The sequence below is a fragment of the cyanobacterium endosymbiont of Rhopalodia gibberula genome, assembly GCF_003574135.1.
Classification (GTDB): Bacteria; Cyanobacteriota; Cyanobacteriia; order Cyanobacteriales; family Microcystaceae; genus Rippkaea.
In genome coordinates, this window is the sequence record NZ_AP018341.1 from 614062 (window position 1) to 634153 (window position 20092).

Annotated in this window: 11 protein-coding genes and 1 pseudogene; 8 read left to right on the top strand and 4 right to left on the bottom strand. The window is 33.6% G+C overall.

The window, feature by feature from the left end:
• Positions 1-678: 678 nt before the first annotated feature.
• Entirely contained in the window at positions 679-2109 is a 1431-nt protein-coding gene (lpdA, locus tag RGRSB_RS01885; RefSeq protein ID WP_119259593.1) for a dihydrolipoyl dehydrogenase, read from the bottom strand.
• 674 nt (positions 2110-2783) lie between these two features.
• Between lpdA and RGRSB_RS01890 the strand changes: the two genes are divergently transcribed.
• From RGRSB_RS01890 to sds, 5 genes are all read left to right on the top strand, one after another.
• Complete coding sequence (locus RGRSB_RS01890; RefSeq protein WP_119259594.1) at positions 2784-3620, top strand: prephenate/arogenate dehydrogenase; 837 nt, start codon at positions 2784-2786, stop codon at positions 3618-3620.
• Positions 3621-4043: 423 nt separating this feature from the next.
• Complete coding sequence (locus RGRSB_RS01895; protein WP_172582111.1) at positions 4044-5435, top strand: cation:proton antiporter; 1392 nt, start codon at positions 4044-4046, stop codon at positions 5433-5435.
• A gap of 391 nt (positions 5436-5826) precedes the next feature.
• A complete protein-coding gene (locus tag RGRSB_RS01900) occupies positions 5827-7665 on the top strand; it encodes an N-acetylmuramoyl-L-alanine amidase (RefSeq protein WP_119259595.1) in 1839 nt (612 codons plus the stop codon).
• Positions 7666-7756: 91 nt separating this feature from the next.
• On the top strand, positions 7757-8605 hold the full coding sequence (gene murI / locus RGRSB_RS01905) for a glutamate racemase (protein ID WP_119259596.1): 849 nt from the start codon (positions 7757-7759) through the stop codon (positions 8603-8605).
• A gap of 807 nt (positions 8606-9412) precedes the next feature.
• A complete protein-coding gene (gene sds / locus RGRSB_RS01910) occupies positions 9413-10384 on the top strand; it encodes a solanesyl diphosphate synthase (protein WP_119259597.1) in 972 nt (323 codons plus the stop codon).
• A gap of 537 nt (positions 10385-10921) precedes the next feature.
• Here sds and grpE read toward each other — a convergent pair.
• Positions 10922-11689 carry a nucleotide exchange factor GrpE gene (gene grpE / locus RGRSB_RS01915; RefSeq protein WP_119259598.1) on the bottom strand — a complete coding sequence of 256 codons (768 nt, stop codon included), beginning with the start codon at positions 11687-11689 and terminating at the stop codon, positions 10922-10924.
• Between the two features lie 192 nt (positions 11690-11881).
• Here grpE and RGRSB_RS01920 point away from each other — a divergent pair.
• A pseudogene (locus RGRSB_RS01920) lies at positions 11882-12304 on the top strand (Rid family detoxifying hydrolase).
• A gap of 149 nt (positions 12305-12453) precedes the next feature.
• Here RGRSB_RS01920 and RGRSB_RS01925 read toward each other — a convergent pair.
• Positions 12454-12678 carry a DUF2811 domain-containing protein gene (locus tag RGRSB_RS01925; protein ID WP_119259599.1) on the bottom strand — a complete coding sequence of 75 codons (225 nt, stop codon included), beginning with the start codon at positions 12676-12678 and terminating at the stop codon, positions 12454-12456.
• Between the two features lie 466 nt (positions 12679-13144).
• On the opposite strand from RGRSB_RS01925, the gene ndhO reads away from it, so the two are divergent.
• Positions 13145-13366 carry an NAD(P)H-quinone oxidoreductase subunit O gene (gene ndhO / locus RGRSB_RS01930; protein ID WP_119259600.1) on the top strand — a complete coding sequence of 74 codons (222 nt, stop codon included), beginning with the start codon at positions 13145-13147 and terminating at the stop codon, positions 13364-13366.
• Positions 13367-15244: 1878 nt separating this feature from the next.
• Here ndhO and RGRSB_RS01935 read toward each other — a convergent pair.
• The gene (locus RGRSB_RS01935; RefSeq protein ID WP_119259601.1) at positions 15245-15610 is read right to left on the bottom strand and encodes a NifB/NifX family molybdenum-iron cluster-binding protein; all 366 of its coding nucleotides are present in this window, start codon (positions 15608-15610) and stop codon (positions 15245-15247) included.
• 1334 nt (positions 15611-16944) lie between these two features.
• Between RGRSB_RS01935 and sbcD the strand changes: the two genes are divergently transcribed.
• Positions 16945-18219 (top strand): exonuclease subunit SbcD, encoded by a 1275-nt coding sequence (gene sbcD, locus RGRSB_RS01940; protein WP_119259602.1) that lies wholly within the window; start codon positions 16945-16947, stop codon positions 18217-18219.
• Positions 18220-20092 lie beyond the last annotated feature (1873 nt).

Here is a 20092-nt window from a genome sequence, read left to right on the forward strand (position 1 = left end):
AAAATTGACTTAAATAACGAATTAATACAATTTATAGATACTCAGAAAATTTAGTATAATTTATATTGATTAAATCAAGCTATTTAGAAAAGTATACAGGAATAACGAATAATACAGAAATAGACTATGTTGTATTATTGTTTAATAGCTACTTTGTAGAAGCAATTATAAAATTTAACAGAGGATTATTTAGCTTTGTATTTGAATAGTGGCTAATCAACTATTATATTTTATAACGCGAAATTAGTTTTTTTATTCTTCTAGGTTGACTTATTTTACTCTTGAAGTACTTACTGATAATTATTTGAGTCTCTATTTATTAATAGAACAAGTAAAAAAAATGTTATTATCGACAATATAATTTTAAATTATCAAGTTTAATTCTTAAAAACCTTAAAAAATATCAACGGAGTTGGATTCAAAAAGTTTTACTATAGCAAAATCATAGATTTTCTTTTTATCCCCTATAAGGTGCTGAATATACACAAAATATTTAGACTTTATTATTGTCTTACTTAAACTTTAAATATATAAAACATAATGTTTTGATGTCTTATATATTTGACACAGTTGAAAATTTTATAAAGTAAATAAAACAGGAAATAATAAACAAAAAATAGTATATTTATTTAATCTTTTTGTGTAGAAAATAAGGTGGGCATAGCCCACCTTATAAAGTTAAATCGCTGAACTAGCTCGTTTAAATGCTTCGTCAATAACTTCCGATAAAGTAGGATGAGTATGAATATTAAACGCCAAGTTTTGTACAGACTGATGTTGAGCAATCGCATTAGCTGCTTCTTGAATTAAGTCTGAGGCATGAATACCAATAATGTGGACTCCCAATATCTCCCCTGTACCCTGATGATAAATCACTTTAGCAATACCATCGGTTTCTCCTTCTGCTAAGGCTTTAGAATTACTCTTAAAATGAGTTTTAATCGAGGCTATTGTAAACCCTTCTTTTTCCCCTAATTCTCTCGCTGCCGGTTCAGTTAACCCAACGTAACTAATTTCGGGATGGGTAAAAGCAGCAGCCGGAATGCTACGATAATTAATCGTTCTATCTTGTCCACAAATATTTTCTACTGCGATCACTCCTTGTCCTGAAGCAGCATGAGCTAACATCATTTTGCCTGTTGCATCTCCTACAGCCCACAAATGAGGGACAGCTTTCCCGTCTGATAAGACTTCTAAGCGATCATTAACGGGAATAAATCCTCGTTGAGTTTCAATACCAATGTTTTCTAATCCCAAGTTTTGCGTTGCAGGAATACGTCCAGTTGCTACTAAACAAGCATCCACTTCTAGAAAATTTACAACTTCTTTTGTCTTTGCATCAGTTAATTCAATGGTAACAGGAGAACCTGGGATAACTTTGGTAGCAAATACACCAGAATATGTCTCGATATCACGGGGTTTAATTAATACTCGTTCAGCAATTTTTGAAATTTCTGGATCAAACCCTGGCATCAGAGTGTCTAATGCTTCAATTATGGTTACTTCACATCCAAGGGCTGTATAGATATCTGAAAATTCTAACCCAATATATCCACTACCAATAATTGCTATCCACTGGGGCAAAATTTTTAATTTAACTGCCTCATCACTAGTGAAAACAGTTTTATGATCAATTTCAATACCATGAGGTATGAAGGGAACTGACCCAGGACACAAGATAATGTCTTTTGTGGTGATAAATTTTTCCTCGTCATCAGTCAATACACTAATTTTTTGGTTGTCAACAATTTTTCCCCATCCTTTGATGGTGTCAACTTTGAGACGTTTTAAGCTCTTGGTAAGATCACCCCGAATTTTATTAACTAAATTAGTAGCATGATTCGCGATTGCCTCTCGTTGAAAAACCACTCCATCGACTTGAATCCCTAAACTATTAAGGTGATGAGTATTTTGTAATTCTCTTACCCTTCCTGATGCAGCGAGGAGAGCTTTAGATGGAATACACCCTCGATTAACACAGGTTCCTCCCATTTCTTTTGCTTCAATAATAACGGTTTTGAGTCCACGGTTAACGGCATGAATAGCTGCACCATGACCTCCGACTCCCGCGCCAATAATAACTAGATCATAATCAAACTGATCACTCATATACGGTTTCCTTGAAATACTATTAATTTTTAGTCTAGAGTAGTTCAGGTAAGAGTAACACGAATATAACTATTCGACTATTGGAACTAAATTTAAAAACCTGTTCATAAATAAAAACTTGAATAAGAAGCCTTAGACAAATTATAGTTTCCTTGAAGCTTACTTTATGACTATATTTTAGAACAGAATAATAACAGTGTCTTTAATCTATTAAAGACACTATTGTATGGAAAATAAGCTTGGAAAAATAGTCAGAAAAAGCAGATTATACCTCCATAAAACCATATTTTAGTTGTCAAAATTAATTTTCTGTTGCTTACTTAATTTAAATGAATCAATAATTTAGATCTAATTTTTTTAGTTTAAAACTCAGCATTTTACCAAATAAATATAATTAATTAGTTAAAGAAAATAAATATATGTTAACCTATACCTAGGTTTATTTATGTTTTATTCTTACTTAGCTTTTTATGTTTAAATTAATTTGTTTAATATGGAGTATAAGCCAAAATACTTCAAAACAGGTAAATATAATATATCAGATTTTGTGTGATACTTGTCAATATTTCATTAGCAATTATTTTCTAAAAAAATCAATAAATTTATTAAAACCTGGCAAAAAACAAGTTATTATATCGTATTGATTATAGTTGTTCAGTATTAAGTATTAATTTATGAAAATAGGAATTATTGGACTGGGTTTAATTGGGGGGTCATTAGGGTTGGATCTACGAGATCACGGCCATACTATCCTAGGAGTTTCGCGTAAAGAAAGTACCTGTAAACGTGCCATAGAAAGAGGAGTTGTTGATGAAGCTAGTATTGATTTACACTCATTAAGTAATGCGGACATCATTTTTATTTGTACTCCCATTGGATTAATTATTCCTACGTTAGAACAGTTAATTTATCATTTAAAAGCAAAAACAATTGTCACTGATGTGGGTTCAGTTAAAACGTCAATTGTAAAACAAGGTTCTAGGTTATGGGATAAATTTATTGGAGGACACCCTATGGCTGGAACTACAGAACAGGGAATAGACGCAGCACAAAAAGAATTATTTAAAGATGCTCCTTATGTTATTACACCAACTCAAAATAATCTCTCTAAAGACGTTGAAATACTTGAAACTATAGCAAATGAATTAGGATCTAAAGTTTACACTTGTACCTCAGAGAATCATGATTATGCAGTTGCTTGGATTTCCCATTTACCAGTTATGATCAGTGCTAGCTTGATTAGTGCTTGTTTAGCAGAAAAAGAAGATTTAATTTTTCAACTAGCTCAAAACTTAGCCAGTTCAGGATTTAGGGATACCAGTAGAGTTGGTGGAGGAAACCCTGAGTTAGGAGTAATGATGGCAGAATATAATCAAAAAGCATTGTTGCAGTCACTCTTAGAATATCGTCAACACTTAGACCAGATTATTGCTTTAATTGAACATAAAGATTGGCAGAGGTTAAAGAATTTTTTAAAAGAAACTAAGCAAGGAAGAACTAACTTTTTGTAGAAAGAAATAGTATAAAGTCACATAAAAATAATACAAAATCCGAATTTGATTATTACCTTATTGATCGATGTTTACTAGTTTCTATTAATTTCAAGGACGTTTCATTAATTAGTGTTGTTGATAATTAGTTATATATTTTATCTTATAGATATGACCTAGCTTAACTCCACTTGAAAAAAGTTAAATAGTCATTTATTGAAATTGCTAAATATTGTTAAATGTAGAAATACACCTAAGCTAATATCCGTTCTTTAGTAAAAATTAATGATAATTATAGCCCTCAAACCGACTAATCGTTATGGTATCCTGCAAAAATTGACATAGTAAAGTAGTTTTAAAAAAAAAATCGGAGATCTTTCAAAGAAACCTGTACAGTAGATCAAAGTGATTTTTGCCGATACCATAGCTGACATAAAGATTTGGATGAGTACACTAACTTCGACATTATCTCTACTTGATTTAGTCTATAAGCTACCTCTGTTGGCTACAGTAACCAAAGGTGAGGCTGATGGCGCATTAGTTTTAGCCAGTGTCCTTTTGAGTTTAGTGGTTATTTATTTTGCCAGTAAACTCGGAGGAGAGATCTGTTTTCGGATTAATCTTCCCCCCGTGTTAGGGGAGCTCGTTGGAGGTGTGGCTGTCGGAGTTTCAGCCCTAGGATTATTAGTCTTTCCCGAAGGAGGGGCAACTGCTTACGATTCAGCCCTCATGCAATTTTTGCAACTAACTGCAGATTTAACCCCTGAAGGCATACAAGCTATATTTTCAGCTCAAGAAGAATTTATTTCTGTTTTGTCGGAATTAGGGGTCATAATTCTATTATTTGAAATTGGCTTAGAATCAGATCTAAAAGAATTAATTCGCGTTGGACCCCAGGCAGTGGTTATCGCCATTGTCGGTGTTGTTACCCCTTTTATTCTGGGGACATTAGGTTTAGTCTATTTATTCAACATTCCCGTTATTCCTTCTGTGTTTGCAGGGGCTGCTTTAACTGCTACCAGTATTGGGATTACCGCTAAGGTGTTAGCTGAAATTGGTCGTCTAAGTTCTTCAGAAGGACAAATCATTATCGGTGCGGCTGTCTTAGACGACATCCTAGGAATTATTATTCTGGCAGTTGTAGGTAGTTTAGTTAAAACTGGTGAGATTCAACTAGTCAATCTTGTTTATCTTGTTATTAGTGCTGCAGCCTTTTTAATTGGGGCGATTCTAATTGGCCGACTGTTAAGTCCTCTCTACGTTAAATTAGTTAATGAGATGAAGACTAGAGGACAACTTCTGTTAGTTTCTTTAAGTTTTGCTTTTGTTTTATCTTACATTGCTCAGGTGATTCAATTAGAGGGGATTCTTGGTTCTTTTACAGCTGGTTTAATTCTTGCAGAAACTGAGAAACGGAAAGAACTTGAAGAGCAAATTGTCGCCGTCTCTGATATTTTTGTCCCGATTTTCTTTGTTTGTGTGGGAGCAAAAACAAATTTAAGCGTCTTGAATCCAACTATTCCCAGTAATCGAGAAGGGCTAATTATCGCAGCTTTCCTAGTTACTGTAGCAATCATCGGTAAGGTGGTTACTGGATTTACCATTTTTGGGCAACCTCACCTCAATAAACTCGCCATTGGCGTTGGCATGATTCCACGAGGCGAGGTGGGATTGGTGTTTGCTGGAGTGGGGGCTGCAAGTGGGGCTTTAACACAGTCTACCGAAGCAGCCATTATTATGATGGTTATTCTGACAACTTTTATTGCTCCCCCTTGGTTGCGAATTGTCTTTGAAGAGCTAGTTCCCACGGCCCAAGAAAAAGAACCCAGTTCCTAACAAGAGCTATCAAGGTTTGTTGACAACAGACTAAAGTTATCCGAAACCTGAACAAAAGATTTTTCGTCTTTCGGGTTTAGTGGAGCAGGCCTTTACAACAATAAATAGCACCTTTGATCATTAATGGGACAGCTTGAACGGTTGACTGGAGGAAGTGGGCAAAATCCCCTTTCTTTGTCACTGGAATCTATGTGGTGTGTGTCGTCGGTATTAACAAATTAAGTAAGGCAAGGTTAAATAGCTAAAGCTAAAACTTTTACTTAATAAGGTTTTCAATTTTATAAAATCCCTTTTGCCGACGTGCAGTACCAACCCCCAAACTCAACGAGAGAATCGCTATAATTTCTTAAACCTGTCCAACAGCCACCTTTGTGTCACAGGAGCGATCATTGTGAGATTTCACTGGCTATTACTGAGTATCTTAAGTACATTACTGTTCACCCTCCCAGCACAAGCAGGAAGGCTTTTATATTGGCGTTTTGAGTCAAACGATAATCGCTTAGTTTTTACCACTGACTCTCGAGTTCAACCTAGAGCCCAATTGATTCCTAATCCAACCCGTGTTGTCCTTGACTTACCTGGAATTATTTTAGAGCGTCCTAGTGTTAATCAAGCAATTGGAGGAACAATTAAAAGTGTCCGAATAGGACAGTTCAATGCTCAAACCACCCGATTGGTGATCGAATTAGCCCCAGGATATACTCTCGATCCTCAGAAAGTTACAGTTAAAGGGATTTCTCCTACTCAATGGAGTGTAGACCTTCCCACTCCCCAGCGAATTGCTCGTCCATCAACCTCTCCTTCTCTACCTCCGCGTTCTACCCCTGCGCCTCTTCGTCCCCTCTCTAAACCTCCGGCTCGGACTTCTAATGACTTTCAAGTAACTCGTAGTGGTCTTTTTATTAAATTAGAACGCAACGGAAGTAACAGTCAAATTCAGGTAAACCGTAGTGACGATAAAAAAACTATTGAGTTTATTTTGCCAGAGGCATCTCTTCCCCAGTCACTACTTAACCAAGCCCAATCGGTAAATAAGTATGGGGTCAGTGAAATTCGATTTGAGCAAACCCGAACTTCACCCCTAGAAGCTCGTATTACGATGCGGGTAGCTAAAGATAGCCCTAACTGGCAAGGCTATTATTCCAGGTTAGGAGGACTAGTTCTCCTGCCAAAAGGAGGTATTTCTCAAGTCAGAGATTTAACTCCCCCTAAACCATTGGCTAACAATAATCCTAGTAATTCGGTTTCCCAGAACCAACTACCGACCATTTCTGCCATTCAACTAATTAACAACAATACTCAACTGTTAATTCAGTCCGATCAACCTATCAGAGGGCATGGCAATTTTGACCGACTGACGGGAGTGTATACCATTAATATTCCCAATGCTCAACTAGCTGAACCGGTAGTAGGCCCGCAATTAAAGAAAAATAGTCCTATTAACGAGTTGAAGGTTCGTCAACTCAACCCTGAATCGGTGGAAATTTTAGTCAAACCCTCTTCAGGGATTCATTTTGGGGAGCTCACTCAGCCCAATCAACAGGTCTTAGCTTTAGATGTTCATTCTTCACAAACTTTGACTCTTAGTCCTGATCATAAGCCGATTAACATTCTTCTACCTCCGGCAAATGCTTCTGTACCTCCAATTACCTCTTGTCCCACTGTCTCCTCTTCTGGAGCTCCTAAAGGACGGGTACTTGTCATTATTGACCCCGGACATGGAGGTAAAGATCCAGGAGCAGTGGGTCTCAGAGGATTACAGGAAAAAGATGTTATTCTTCCTATTTCTTTAGATGTTTCTCGCTTATTACAAGAACAAGGGGTTCAAGTTAAGTTGACACGTAACGCAGATTATTTTGTAAGTTTACAAGGACGGGCTGATTTGGCCAATCGAGTGGGAGCCGATATTTTTGTAAGTATCCATGCTAATGCGGTTGGGGGAAGTCGTTCCAACATCAATGGGATGGAAGTTTTTTATTATGGACATCAAGATTTATCAGAAGCTATCCACCGCAGCATTGTCTGTAGCATTAATGTGGATGATCGTGGGGTAAAAAAAGGACGGTTTTATGTCTTGAGAAAGTCAGGGATGCCGGCTTCTTTGGTGGAAGTTGGTTTTGTCACGGGAACTGAAGACAATCGTAAATTGAGTGATCCTGCTTATCGTCTTCAAATGGCTCAGGCAATTGCTCAAGGAATTTTAGATTATATTCAACAAAAAAGACTTTAAGATATATTTATCTTCCCAAGATATATTTACTTCTCTGAAGATTCTGTGTTTCAATTATGAACAACTTAAAGTGTGGTGTGTTAAATTGTTTATGAACAACGTTCAAAATAGTCCCATTGGCGTTTTCGACAGTGGCGTGGGGGGACTAACAGTTTTACGGGAACTTTACCAACAGTTGCCCCAGGAATCGATTATTTATTTTGCGGACACAGCTCGTCTACCTTATGGAAATCGTTCTGAGGCGGAGATCTTGCGGTTTGTTCGAGAAATTCTTCTCTGGATGGACCAACAAAACGTCAAAATGGTAATCATGGCTTGTAATACCAGTTCAGCCTTGGCATTAGAGACAGTTCGCAGTGAGTTCAACTTTCCCATTTTAGGGGTTATTTTGCCAGGGGCAAGGGCAGCAGTCAAACAAGGAGGTCAACGCATTGGGGTTATTTCCACCCCAGCAACAGCAAAAAGTGGTGCTTATCGCCAAGCAATTCAAGAAATCAACCCCGATGCCCAAGTCTGGCAAGTAGGATGTCCTGAATTTGTACCCCTGATTGAACAAAACCGAATCTATGACCCTTACACAAAACAGGTCGCTCTACGGTATGTGAGTCCGTTACTGGCTCGTAATATTGATACTCTAATCTACGGGTGTACTCACTATCGTCATCTTGCTCCAATCTTTCATGAGATTCTTTCCTCAACTGTCAACCTCATCGATCCTGCAAGTTTTGTGGTGCAAGCCGCTGAAAAAGAATTGAAATTAATGGGATTATACCGAAATAATACTTCTCAACCTACTCGTTTTTATGTCAGTGGTTGTCCCAAGACTTTTTCAAAAGTTTCCCAGCAATGGTTAGGTTATTGTCCAATCGTTGAGTCTGTTCCTCTTCCAAAGATAGTAAGATCTTCCTGGGTTCGAGAAGAAACTGAAATTCTTGAATAGAAAAGGATTGGTTTGTGAGAGCACCCTTGATACAGTTACCAATCCTGAAAGAATTAATCAATTCTTTTTGACTCGACATTTATCATTTTACTGATTGATTGATCATCATAAATGATTATGGATTCTGTTTATCCTAAATCACGGCGAGGTGGAAACATCCACTTTCCCGTCCGCTTAGCAAGGATAAGTAATCCGTAAATCATTAATAAATAGAGGGCAGCGAGAAGCACAGTGATCACAGGCATTTTTCGTTATTAGTCTTTCATTGCTAAGGTGGACATGGAAGTAAAGTTAATGACATAAATAGTCATATATATCGAACTGCCCGAACATTCAGCGCCTCAAGGGTACTAGCGATGGCGGGACAAAAACAAGCATTCTCCCTCTATGCTTTGAGGACACTCACTTTCAAGAGTAAACAAGACTGAAGATCAGTTTAAGGCTAACCTAAGCTAATCCCCTCCGATTGCTTGACAATCTTGAACCGAGCAATTCTGAGTCGACACGCCTGAATAACTAGTTAGATAAGGAATCTAGCCGGATCATATTGACCAAAACTTCCTCAGTTAAGGAGATACCTCTGAAGAGCTTGATAATTGAGAAGATAGGAAATCCTTAAAAACCCCTATTTTTAGGTTAACATAAGAAATTAGGTTAGGTCAGTTTTTTTAAGGGATTTTACCGAATTAGTTGAGGTATTTAGTCAAAAAAGTAGACAATTTCGTTTCCTTGTCTGGAAAGGTTAGCTTATTATGAATATAAGAATATGTAAATTTTCGTAACTGATGCGCCAGGTTTGGCTGACCCATGATAACAAGTACCTCTCTCTTTGCTACTGTTGACGACGATCTACGCCTCTTGACTGATAATCTCAAACGGTTGGTCGGAGCCCGCCATCCAATCTTAGGAGCAGCGGCTGAACATTTGTTTGATGCTGGGGGAAAACGCATTCGTCCGGCTATTGTTCTCTTAGTTTCACGGGCAACCCTGTTGGATAGAGAGCTGACACCCCGTCATCGTCGGCTGGCAGAAATTACTGAGATGATTCACACTGCAAGTCTAGTACACGACGATGTAGTCGACGAAGCAGAATTACGTCGTAACGTCCCTACCGTTAACAATTTATTCGATAATCGCATTGCCGTCTTGGCTGGTGATTTTTTGTTTGCTCAGTCTTCTTGGTATTTAGCTAATTTAGATAACTTAGATGTGGTTAAACTTTTATCTAAAGTTATTCGCGATTTTGCTGAAGGAGAAATTCTCCAGGGAATTAATCGTTTTGACACCAGTCTTACTCTAGAAGCTTATTTAGAAAAAAGTTACTATAAAACAGCTTCATTAATAGCCAATAGCGCCAAAGCAGCTGCGGTGTTAAGCGAGACTTCACCTGAAGTTAGGGGACATCTTTATGCTTACGGACGAGACCTAGGATTAGCTTTTCAAATTGTCGATGATATCCTAGATTTTACAACTCCAACAGAGGTTTTAGGAAAACCAGCTGGTTCTGATTTAATTAGTGGCAATCTTACTGCTCCTGCCTTATTTGCTATGGAGGAAAACCCATATTTAGAAACTTTAATTGAACGGGAATTTAGTGAGGCAGGAGATATTGAAAAAGCCTTGTCTATTGTTAATCAAAGTCAAGGAATTGAACGGTCACGGGAGTTAGCTTCCTATCACGGAAACCTAGCCTTCCAACATCTTAACTGTCTCAAGCCTTCTACCTCTTCCCAGATTTTAAAGGACTTGGTAGATCATGTCTTAAGTAGACTTTACTGAGTACTTTTATTCCTTAAAAATAGGAATTTTACTTTATTCTTTAACTATTCTCTAGGTTGGATATCTTCCGAGTTTATACCAACAAAATCTAATTAAAATGATGATAACTTGAGTAAAATTAATAGACAAGTTCACAGTCATTCTCTACTATGATCAAACATTACTTTTATGCCTTGATCGTTGTGTGCTATGTTTAAACTCTGGGTCTGTAAAAATTTAGTAATTGCGGCAAAAAAAATTAAGTTTTAGCAGATTCGACAAAACAATCTTAGATAGTAACAGACTGATCAGTTAAAAGTTTAAGATCTGAATCAAAGTCGGTGATAATGGACTCTGCCCTCATGCTAAAGACATGAGCTTAGTTCCGATAATCTCCTTGATTTTTTAACGTTTATTTAGAGTTGTCTGCTTAGTTCTATTAATTTATGAAGGAAGTGATTCAGGGATCAGCTAGAAACCTAAACATTACCGGCATGACTTGTCCCCAATGTTATTATGTCGACCACTCCCCTTCAGATTTTCTCTAAGAAAGACTAGTTAACTAGTTGGAGAACTACCGCCATTCGTTGAAGTAGACTCTTCGGGAGTCACGGGGGATTCTCCTGTCGGGGCTGCTACTTTAACCATGGCATGGCGTAATACCTGTTCTCCTAAAAGATATCCTCTCACTAACTGTTCGATAACTGTTCCTTCAGGATAGTCGTTAGTACATTCTCTTAACATAGCTTCATGGTATAGGGGATTAAATGGTTCTCCTTCAGGACGCATAGGGGCTACGCCTAAACGTTTAAGACTCTCGACAAGATTTTTATAAACCCCTTGATAGCTTTTATGAATTCCTAGTTCTCCATCGTTAGCAGGTTGGATTTGTCCTCTTGCCCGTTCGAAGTTATCGACTACTGACAGTAATTCACAAATTGTCCGGCACTTAACTTGAATTTCCAGTTCTTTTTTCTCGTTTTCAGTTCGTTTACGGAAATTATCAAATTCTGCTGCTAGGGTGATGTAACGTTTCTTCAAAATTTCGGACTGTTGATCTTCTTCGGTTAATTTTCTTTGTAAGACTTCCACTTCCTGAGTTAGAGTGGCTATAACCTGCTCAGGAGTCGGTTCCTCTTCAGCAGATTTAGGTTCAGATGCTACCGGCTCTGCTACAAATGATTCTAAATCAGGAGTCTCGGACGTTATTGTTGACTCTAGTTGGTCAATTACTTTGATTTTAGGACTTACCTCTGAAGTATCAACATTTTTTGATACTTCAGAGGTTTTTGAGGGTTTTCCTAGCTTCTGTTGCTCGTTGTTCATAGTAGGTTTTCTAAACTCCTGTAGAGAAGATTGGACTTAATGGTTTCTTGTCTTTCTTTAGAGATTATGTTTTTTTGAGGTGTCTCATTACCAGTATAAAGGACTCATCGTGACATTTTGAGAAGAAACATACTCAAATGTAAACTCAAAATAAAAACTCTTTTGCCCTCATAAGTGTTTATCAAAAAAATAATGACTCATCATCAAGTAATTAAGACAACAAAAGCCTCTACCTCTATTGGACCTTATAATCAAGCGATCGCTGCTAGGGGTAAATTTTTGTTTGTGGACGGACCAATCCCCCTAAGTCATGAAATAGGAGATGTTACAGGAACAGGAAATATTATTCAACAAACTCAACAAGTTATGGCTAATATTAAGGCGATTTTAATTTCAGCTAAAATGAATTGAAATAATGTAGTTAAAACAACGATTTTCATGAGTGATTTAACTAATTTTTATTCTATAAATCAAGTTCGTACCTAATACTTTGATAAATACACAGCTCTAGCTCGTATTTATGTAGAAGTTTCTCGCTTACTAAAAGATGTATTGATAGGAATTGAATGTATTGTGTGTTTTAAACAAAATTCCTTTAAATATATTATTATTTAATAATAGTTAAAATCCTTATTATTACTTTATTTAGTAATCTTAAAAACTAAATTTTAGAGTTACAATAACTTTAATAAAGCAATAGTTTTAGCTTCTTTTTATTGAAATTTTGTTACAGTTAATCCAGAATAACTATTTTCAATTTTAAGTTAATCAGATTGCTCAAAAAAAGTTTCTAGACAAACTTGAGTGCAAGCGTGATAATTTGTAATTGATTGAGAAATATCATCATTCTGATTTTGTAAGAGAAACAAGGATAAAGCAGCAGTAAAAACCCGATCAAGATCCCAGTTAGGATGGGTCTCTAAAAAATTTTTTAGAGATTCATATAACTCTTCTGGAATTTCAGCGAAAATACTGACAGATGTATTCATAAAAATACCTCAATTGACAACAAAAACTTCCCTATTAACTGGGATTTTTTTTTTAACTCAGCTACCTTAGGAGAAGAGATTTGTGTGGATACCATTCTGCTCAAGAAAAGTCTGGCTTGTCAATGCTATAAAATTTTATAAAAATGGTTAATAATCTATTTACACGTAAAAATTAGCTTTTTTTCTTTTTTTTTACGAATATTTATTAAATTTAAATATTTCGAGCTTAGTCAATAAAATTCCCCACAATACACTTAAGGATTGATGTTGTCGTAATCAGTTGTGGAAAACCCTGGGCAAATTTTGGAAAACTTTAAGAAGTACTATGGGAAGTCTGGGAAATAGTGTGAGGAAAATTGACTTGTAAAAATACAAATTACAGATTTTTTAAGGAGTCTAAAGAATTATTCTGTGTCAATTACGTGTAAGATGAGACTTTGAGATAAAACCTCTGTCAGTAATAATTATGTCAGCTAAAATCAAGAAAGGCTCACTTGTTCGTACCGTGCGTGAAAGACTTGAAAATAGTTTGGAAGCGCAGTCCAGCGATTCGCGGCACTTTCCTCGCTATATTTTTGAAAGTAAGGGTGAAATTCTTGAGTTAAATGATGAATATGCCCTTGTTAAATTCTATATTCCGACTCCGAATGTTTGGTTTCGCCTTGATCAACTAGAAATAATCGATTAAAGTTCATTTAATCAAAATTTAAGAGAAATTTTTCCTCGGCAAATCTTCTCGTATTTCCGTTGTTGGTCTAGGCAATGTCGGTAGGACTTTAACCTCACTTTTTCTTGAAAAAATATCGCCTATGTTGTCTTAATTGATGGTTTTAAAGATTAGCCCCAAGAAATTCCCCTTGATTTAGTGACTGTTTAAAGTCTTAAACAGCACAATAATCGAGTTGGAAAGACCAATAACGGTTATTGTGGGGAGCTGTGCTTCTCTGATAGAAGGGTGGTTGAGTAAGGAGAGTTTAAAGCAAATTAAGTTCAAAACTGTTGCTTTAGATTTCTTAAGACTATAAATTTTTGTTGCAATAAAATTAGACACCTGTAACGTCGATATTACGACTTTGGTGTTAGAAGAGAGAATTAAAATTTAATGTTGCTTCCATTGCTCTACTATAATATCGACATTGATTATTTAAACGTATCTTTTATGGAGGTGCGGATATCTTTAAAAAGTTACAAACAAGAAAAGCCTAATTATTTTCGTACTTTCTCTGTCTATTTAACCATAGTAATAAATCTTAAAAGATAAATCAAGATTACTTTCAGCTGCTGCTTATGTATTAAGGAAATATTGCTGAAAAAAACCATAATATAAGATTCCCTATTTATTAAAATGTTATAATAACCAACAAGTTTTGGAAGTCGCTTTAACGAATTAAAAAGAAGAAAATCTGCATGTTATAGCTAATTATATACGTAAAAATATAAAGTTAATTTGAGAATATTTGAGGGTAGTATAAACAGTAAATGAGTAATAGATAAATAGTCTCTTTTTATCTCAAAATTAAAACTTTAATAAACTATGATCATGCTTAAATAGCCAACTCATCGAAAATGATGTATGAGTACGGTTATGTATTTCGATATAACGAATGTATTCTGATAATTTTTTTACACTTAACTGAGATAACTTGATTAAGAAATTAAAAAAAATTAGTTCTACTCATTTATAGGCTATAAATGGATTCTAAAACAGATTATTATCCATTGTCGCAAGTCCGGATAAACTACATAATATTGCACCAGGAAAAATAGCAAGAATAAACTAATAATTGTTAAAAAATAACTAGAAAACTGACTATTTTTATTGCTTAGACAAAAATAATTAAGAAAGACTTCATTAGCAATAAACAAGAAATATTCTGATATATTATACTATTGGACTACTAGATAGATAGTCTTCTGTTTTTGAGGATTTATTAATCATTAAGTTTAATTTTTATTTAATAACTTACGTTAAATTTTAATTAAGTTAGAATAAACATCACTATTTCGATAAAGCATATATCTGTTTATTTTCTATAAATAAACTATAAAGATTGTCTTAAAAAGGCTGTTCCAAGAAGTACTAAAGTATCTGGAGTAATGTTCAAGATTTGAGTTTATTCATCTCATTGTGTTTATTGAACTGTTAACAGTTTTTTCTCTATGACTATATTTTCTTTTGAAAGAAATATTCTAAAATAAATAGTTTTGCGTAAGTAATATTGAAACTATTCATATCCTTGTTATTTCTAAAAAGTGATAGGTTGTAAGGAGCTGTAAATTTGTTGTGGTAACTTAATCCTTGATTTTCTACTAATAGATGACTCTTTGGACGTAATTTATATTCAAGATTATCGTTGTTTTTATATGGGAAAAAATTTTTAAGAAAGTCTGCATATAAACCGATCAACAATCTAACGATAGGTCATTAATTACAACTAATTAATCCGATAAACTAATTACGGTTTCTATAACTAACTAATGCACAATAATTGTTTATAAAACAATTTAAACTAAAGATAGTTAATGAGAGATATTACTATATATTACCTCTTGTTCTTTCCTAAAATCAACAACTCCCATCTTCTTGATGAGGAGTAGGAGCAACTGTTGGAATGGTTCCATCAACTACCTTTTTGATGGCTGTTTCAGGATCAGTTTCGCTAGTAATATAAACGGTAATTCCTCGACGACTTAAACGTTCTGTCAACCCTTCTCCTGCTTCTCTGGTAATTAACACCATTTCATCAATTCGATGGGGAGTGATATCATCAGTATGAAGATCATGAAAAGTTGCCTCCGTGTCAGGAACTTCTAACTTTTCCAGTAAAGTCACTTCACCTTCTGTATTAGTTTCGTACACTAAAAACCTACGAGCACGTCCGGTTTTGCCTGTAATAGTTTGGAAATCTTGACTGACAACAGCAACTTTCATTAGATTTTCTTTACTTTAGAACCTATAGCATTCGGATTCTAACATAAATTTATGCTTAAGGTTTAACAAGAGAGGTAAAATATCTAGGGTTTTCTAACAAAAGTTATCCATAAAATTAGTTCTATAAAGATAGGTAACAAGAATAAAACCAAAGATTTTAATCGTTCTACCTCATTTACTATGCCAATCTAACATTTAGTTAAAAAAACAAGGTCTTATTCTTGGACTATAGAGTCTGTCTTTGTGAGCTAAATTGATGAGTCACGTAGACGAAATTTATTCGCCAAGCTTAACCATTTAAAATTTTAAGTTAATCGTCTATTTTATTAGAATTAATACCACTTTTATTAAGTTATTTGTATATCGGTATACTCGTCGCGATAAATAAATTCTTTTACTTTGTAGAGTAGATTGTACACTTTTTTTAGGCAATTAAACTATGTAAGAAATCCCTAATTGGGAGACTTTATTTGTGAAAATTTATTGTTATATGCCGATGGCAACTAATGAGAAAAAAGTATTTTAGAGGATTTTTTTATATCTAATACAATTAGAAAAGATAGACGGCTTAACAATTTTGAGGCAGATCCTAAAGTTTATCACACTAAACTTTTTAGTCAGTCATAAAAGTATAATTATCTTATTTTCATAGTTACTGCATTTTTATTAGCAAATACTTTATTTCCTATTACTGTTTATATGTCTTTTACTACTAGGATTAGCTAAGAGACTCAACTAAATTTACGGTTATGAGTATAGTATGGATATATTGTTGTTAGTTACAGAACTTACACTAATTTAATCATGAGATTTTTTGTAGCTGAAGCTGTAAAAAAAGTAGGTTATAGGATATTTTTTTATTGAGTAAATAGTTTTATAATATAGTTTTATAATAAAGACAAAATAATTAGAAAGTAATTAAATATAATATTATAAAAATATAAAGAATAAATAAAAGATTTAAGCAAAGATATAGATAAAGTTAAAATAGGACAATGATAATCAAAAGAGAAATATTTTTTTGTATAAAAGAAGTCTATTAAAATATCACAAATATGTTTATATATAGTGTTTATATATAGTTTAACTAAACATATTAAACAAAATTTCGTTTCAAACCGATAACATTTAATAAAAATTAAGAGTTATGTTATATTACTTTAATGGCTAAATACATAGGTGTAAAATAACTTGTTTTTTAACGTTTATTTAAATTCTCGATCAATAGACAGTTAATGATTAATAATTGATGATAGGTTAATTAATTTTTGATACTCTATTTTAAAAGATCAAAAAAGAAACATTCTTTCGATAACAATTAAAAACGAGTAGATATGATAAAAATTGTTCATCTATCTGACATTCATCTTGGTAGTGGCTTTACCCATGGTCAGCTCAATCCTAAAACAGGTTTAAATACCCGTTTTGAAGATTTTACCAACACATTAAGTTTATGTATTGATCGAGCGGTGAGAGAAAAGGTTGATCTTGTTTTATTTGGGGGAGATGCTTTTCCTGATGCTACCCCTCCTCCCTATGTTCAAGAAGCTTTTGCTTCTCAATTTCATCGTCTGGCTGATGCCAAGATTCCTACGGTATTATTAGTTGGAAATCATGACCAACATTCTCAAGGAGATGGAGGTGCAAGTCTTTGTATTTATAGGACATTAGGGGTTCCAGGATTTATTGTGGGGGACAGTCTTAAAACCAATAAAATTTCGACTAAAAATGGAGAAATTCAGGTGATCACTTTACCTTGGTTAACCCATTCTACCCTCTTGACCCGTCGTAAAACTGATGGCTTATCTTTTGAAGAAGTTCAGCATTTATTAATTGAAAGTTTGACCTTAGCTTTAGAAGGAGAAATTCGTCAACTTGATTCCCAACTTCCAACTATTTTGTTAGGTCATCTGATGGCAGATCGTGCTAATTTTGGATCAGAAAAATTCCTTGCTGTTGGCAAGGGATTTACCATTCCTATGTCTTTATTAATTCGTCCCGAATTTGATTATGTTGCCCTTGGTCATGTTCATAAACACCAAAATTTAAATCCTACTAATGATCCTCCTGTAATTTACTCAGGAAGTATTGAGCGGGTAGATTTTAGTGAAGAAAAAGAGGACAAAGGTTATATTACTTTAGAAGTAAATAAAGAACAAGTTAATTGGCAATTTAATCCACTTCCTAGCCGCAATTTTTGTTCTATTAATATTAATGTTTCTGAGGAATCTGACCCTCAATCTGTTATCCTTAAAGCCATTCAAAAAAAGTTTATACAAAATTCAGTAGTACGCTTGATTTACAAAATTCGTTCTGAACAATTAGAATTAATTAATACAGGGGAGATTTATAAAGCATTAGAAGAGTCCCACAGTTATACTATTAGACCGGAATTAGTTAGTCAATTATCCCGTTCTCGTTTACCAGAATTAGGGGTAGGAAATAATTTAGATCCTATATCTGCTTTACAAGCTTATTTAGATAGCAAAGAAGATCTCAAAGATATCGTTAAAGATATGTTAGAAACTGCTGAAATTTTACTGAATAATGACGATCCGAACTTAGATATATCCGTTAAACAGGAAATTTTACCATTAAAAGATTTATAAACTTTAAGTTTCGGGCAATAAGGAATAACGCGGATTTAAGTTCAATTAATTTTGCTAGATTTAGTTTTTACTAAGTTTAATGACATTTGTGTAAGCCGATTGCTAAGCTCTTAAGACTTTCAGGTGCCGATTCTCACGATGACTACTTTGGGGAATACAGGCGTCAATCAAATTAGGAAGTTGGGTACAGAGGCTAATAATTATATTATGCCTTTAATTTATCTGTATTATCTACACAGGTTCTAACTTTTTTGTATCTTAAAAAGACTAGTATGGTTATTTAAATCTATAAAAATTTATGACCATATTCTAGTACCTATCAGGTTACCTATATAGTCTTTAATTACAATTATTAGCTATAAAATAAGATTTTAATATTCTTTATTATATACGAAAAATATCAACCATTCTATCTTATATATTAAAGATTATGGTTGATTAATATACATAAAAAAAGTACGTTTATATATATAGTTAAGATTACTGCTACTATTAAATATAATTTACAGAAAAAATATCTATATTTTTTTGTTTTTTTTAAAAAAATTTCATAAAACATACAAATTTATTGGTGATTTAACTGACTTTAAAATAAAGGTTATGGGCTACTAAAAAAGCAATCCTAAGATAGGAAATACAGATTCTCTCACACTGGCTATCTATGTTATATTATTTAATTGTCAGCTAAACAGTTCGAGCTAAATTCTGAATTTTAATAAAAAAAGTTACCAAAAGTAAAAGTAGACGAATATAAATAAACAATACTATAATAATAATTATTAAAGGAGTAAATAAACTGTCAATTTATACTTAAAAAATTAACACCTTTTCTAGCTTATATATCTCAAGTAAAGCTAGAAAACAACACATATATTAATAATTGTAAAATTAAAACTAATTATTGATTTTGTCACATAAAAATTGAGCTATTATGCTTGGTTTATAGCTAATCAATTTTCTTAAATTTTTGATGCTTAATTAAGAATTATCTACATTTTTAAATGTTTTTATACTAAGCAGAATTATTATTTTGTAAACAATTTCGATAATTGATAATTTATTGTATTATTGTTACCAATTTATATTCATTTTTTAAGACTTAAAAATATAATTAAAACTTTTTTATTCTTTGCCATTTATTCTCAATAATATTTATTTTTGATAGATGAGAATTTAAATTTTAAAGAGTTTTTAAAAATTAATTAAAATTAAAACCTTTTTCCTATTTCTGATAAACTACATATCTTTAACATTTCACTTTTTTTATCGGACTGTTAAATTCTTTTTTGTCCCTCTTTTTTAGACTAGCTATAAGTGGTAGTTGACCAGAAATTATAGTCTGATTGATATATATATTTTACAAACATTTTCCCCACAGCTTCGCTAAGTATTTCACAATCCCATTAATCTAAGTTAATTTCACCAATAAATTTTTGTATAAACTATCAAAAAAAACAATTTTAAACAAATGGCAATTTCCTTTACTTTCCACCCTATTGCCAACGATTCAATCGCACTAGCTCTATCTCTTGTTCTTTAAGAAACTTTTTGAGCTTAACTGTACTAAAGTGAAATTTATTTCTGCTCCAACTTTGGAAATGTCCTTAAACGACAAGATAGCATTAATTGATCAGAGTTTTTATAGTCAACTTTACCAACACATGTTGATGTCTATTCGTGGTATTTACTTTTAAATATGCAATACATATTAACATAGTATCGCTTAATTTTATTGCCGATAATGAAACTTGAAACTAATTCTTCAAAGATAACACTAGACTAGTGCCACAATTATGAAGACTAGGACCCCAATGCTAAACTCTTTATATAACACTTTATATAACAATACACGAGTCACTATAACTACAATGGC

Bases quoted from the DNA above. Each gene is read 5' to 3' on its own strand.
- lpdA (WP_119259593.1), bottom strand. From the start codon at position 2,109: ATGAGTGATCAGTTTGATTATGATCTAGTTATTATTGGCGCGGGAGTC.
- RGRSB_RS01890 (WP_119259594.1), top strand. From the start codon at position 2,784: ATGAAAATAGGAATTATTGGACTGGGTTTAATTGGGGGGTCATTAGGG.
- RGRSB_RS01895 (WP_172582111.1), top strand. From the start codon at position 4,044: ATGAGTACACTAACTTCGACATTATCTCTACTTGATTTAGTCTATAAG.
- murI (WP_119259596.1), top strand. From the start codon at position 7,757: ATGAACAACGTTCAAAATAGTCCCATTGGCGTTTTCGACAGTGGCGTG.
- sds (WP_119259597.1), top strand. From the start codon at position 9,413: ATGATAACAAGTACCTCTCTCTTTGCTACTGTTGACGACGATCTACGC.
- grpE (WP_119259598.1), bottom strand. From the start codon at position 11,689: ATGAACAACGAGCAACAGAAGCTAGGAAAACCCTCAAAAACCTCTGAA.
- RGRSB_RS01925 (WP_119259599.1), bottom strand. From the start codon at position 12,678: ATGAATACATCTGTCAGTATTTTCGCTGAAATTCCAGAAGAGTTATAT.
- ndhO (WP_119259600.1), top strand. From the start codon at position 13,145: ATGTCAGCTAAAATCAAGAAAGGCTCACTTGTTCGTACCGTGCGTGAA.
- RGRSB_RS01935 (WP_119259601.1), bottom strand. From the start codon at position 15,610: ATGAAAGTTGCTGTTGTCAGTCAAGATTTCCAAACTATTACAGGCAAA.
- sbcD (WP_119259602.1), top strand. From the start codon at position 16,945: ATGATAAAAATTGTTCATCTATCTGACATTCATCTTGGTAGTGGCTTT.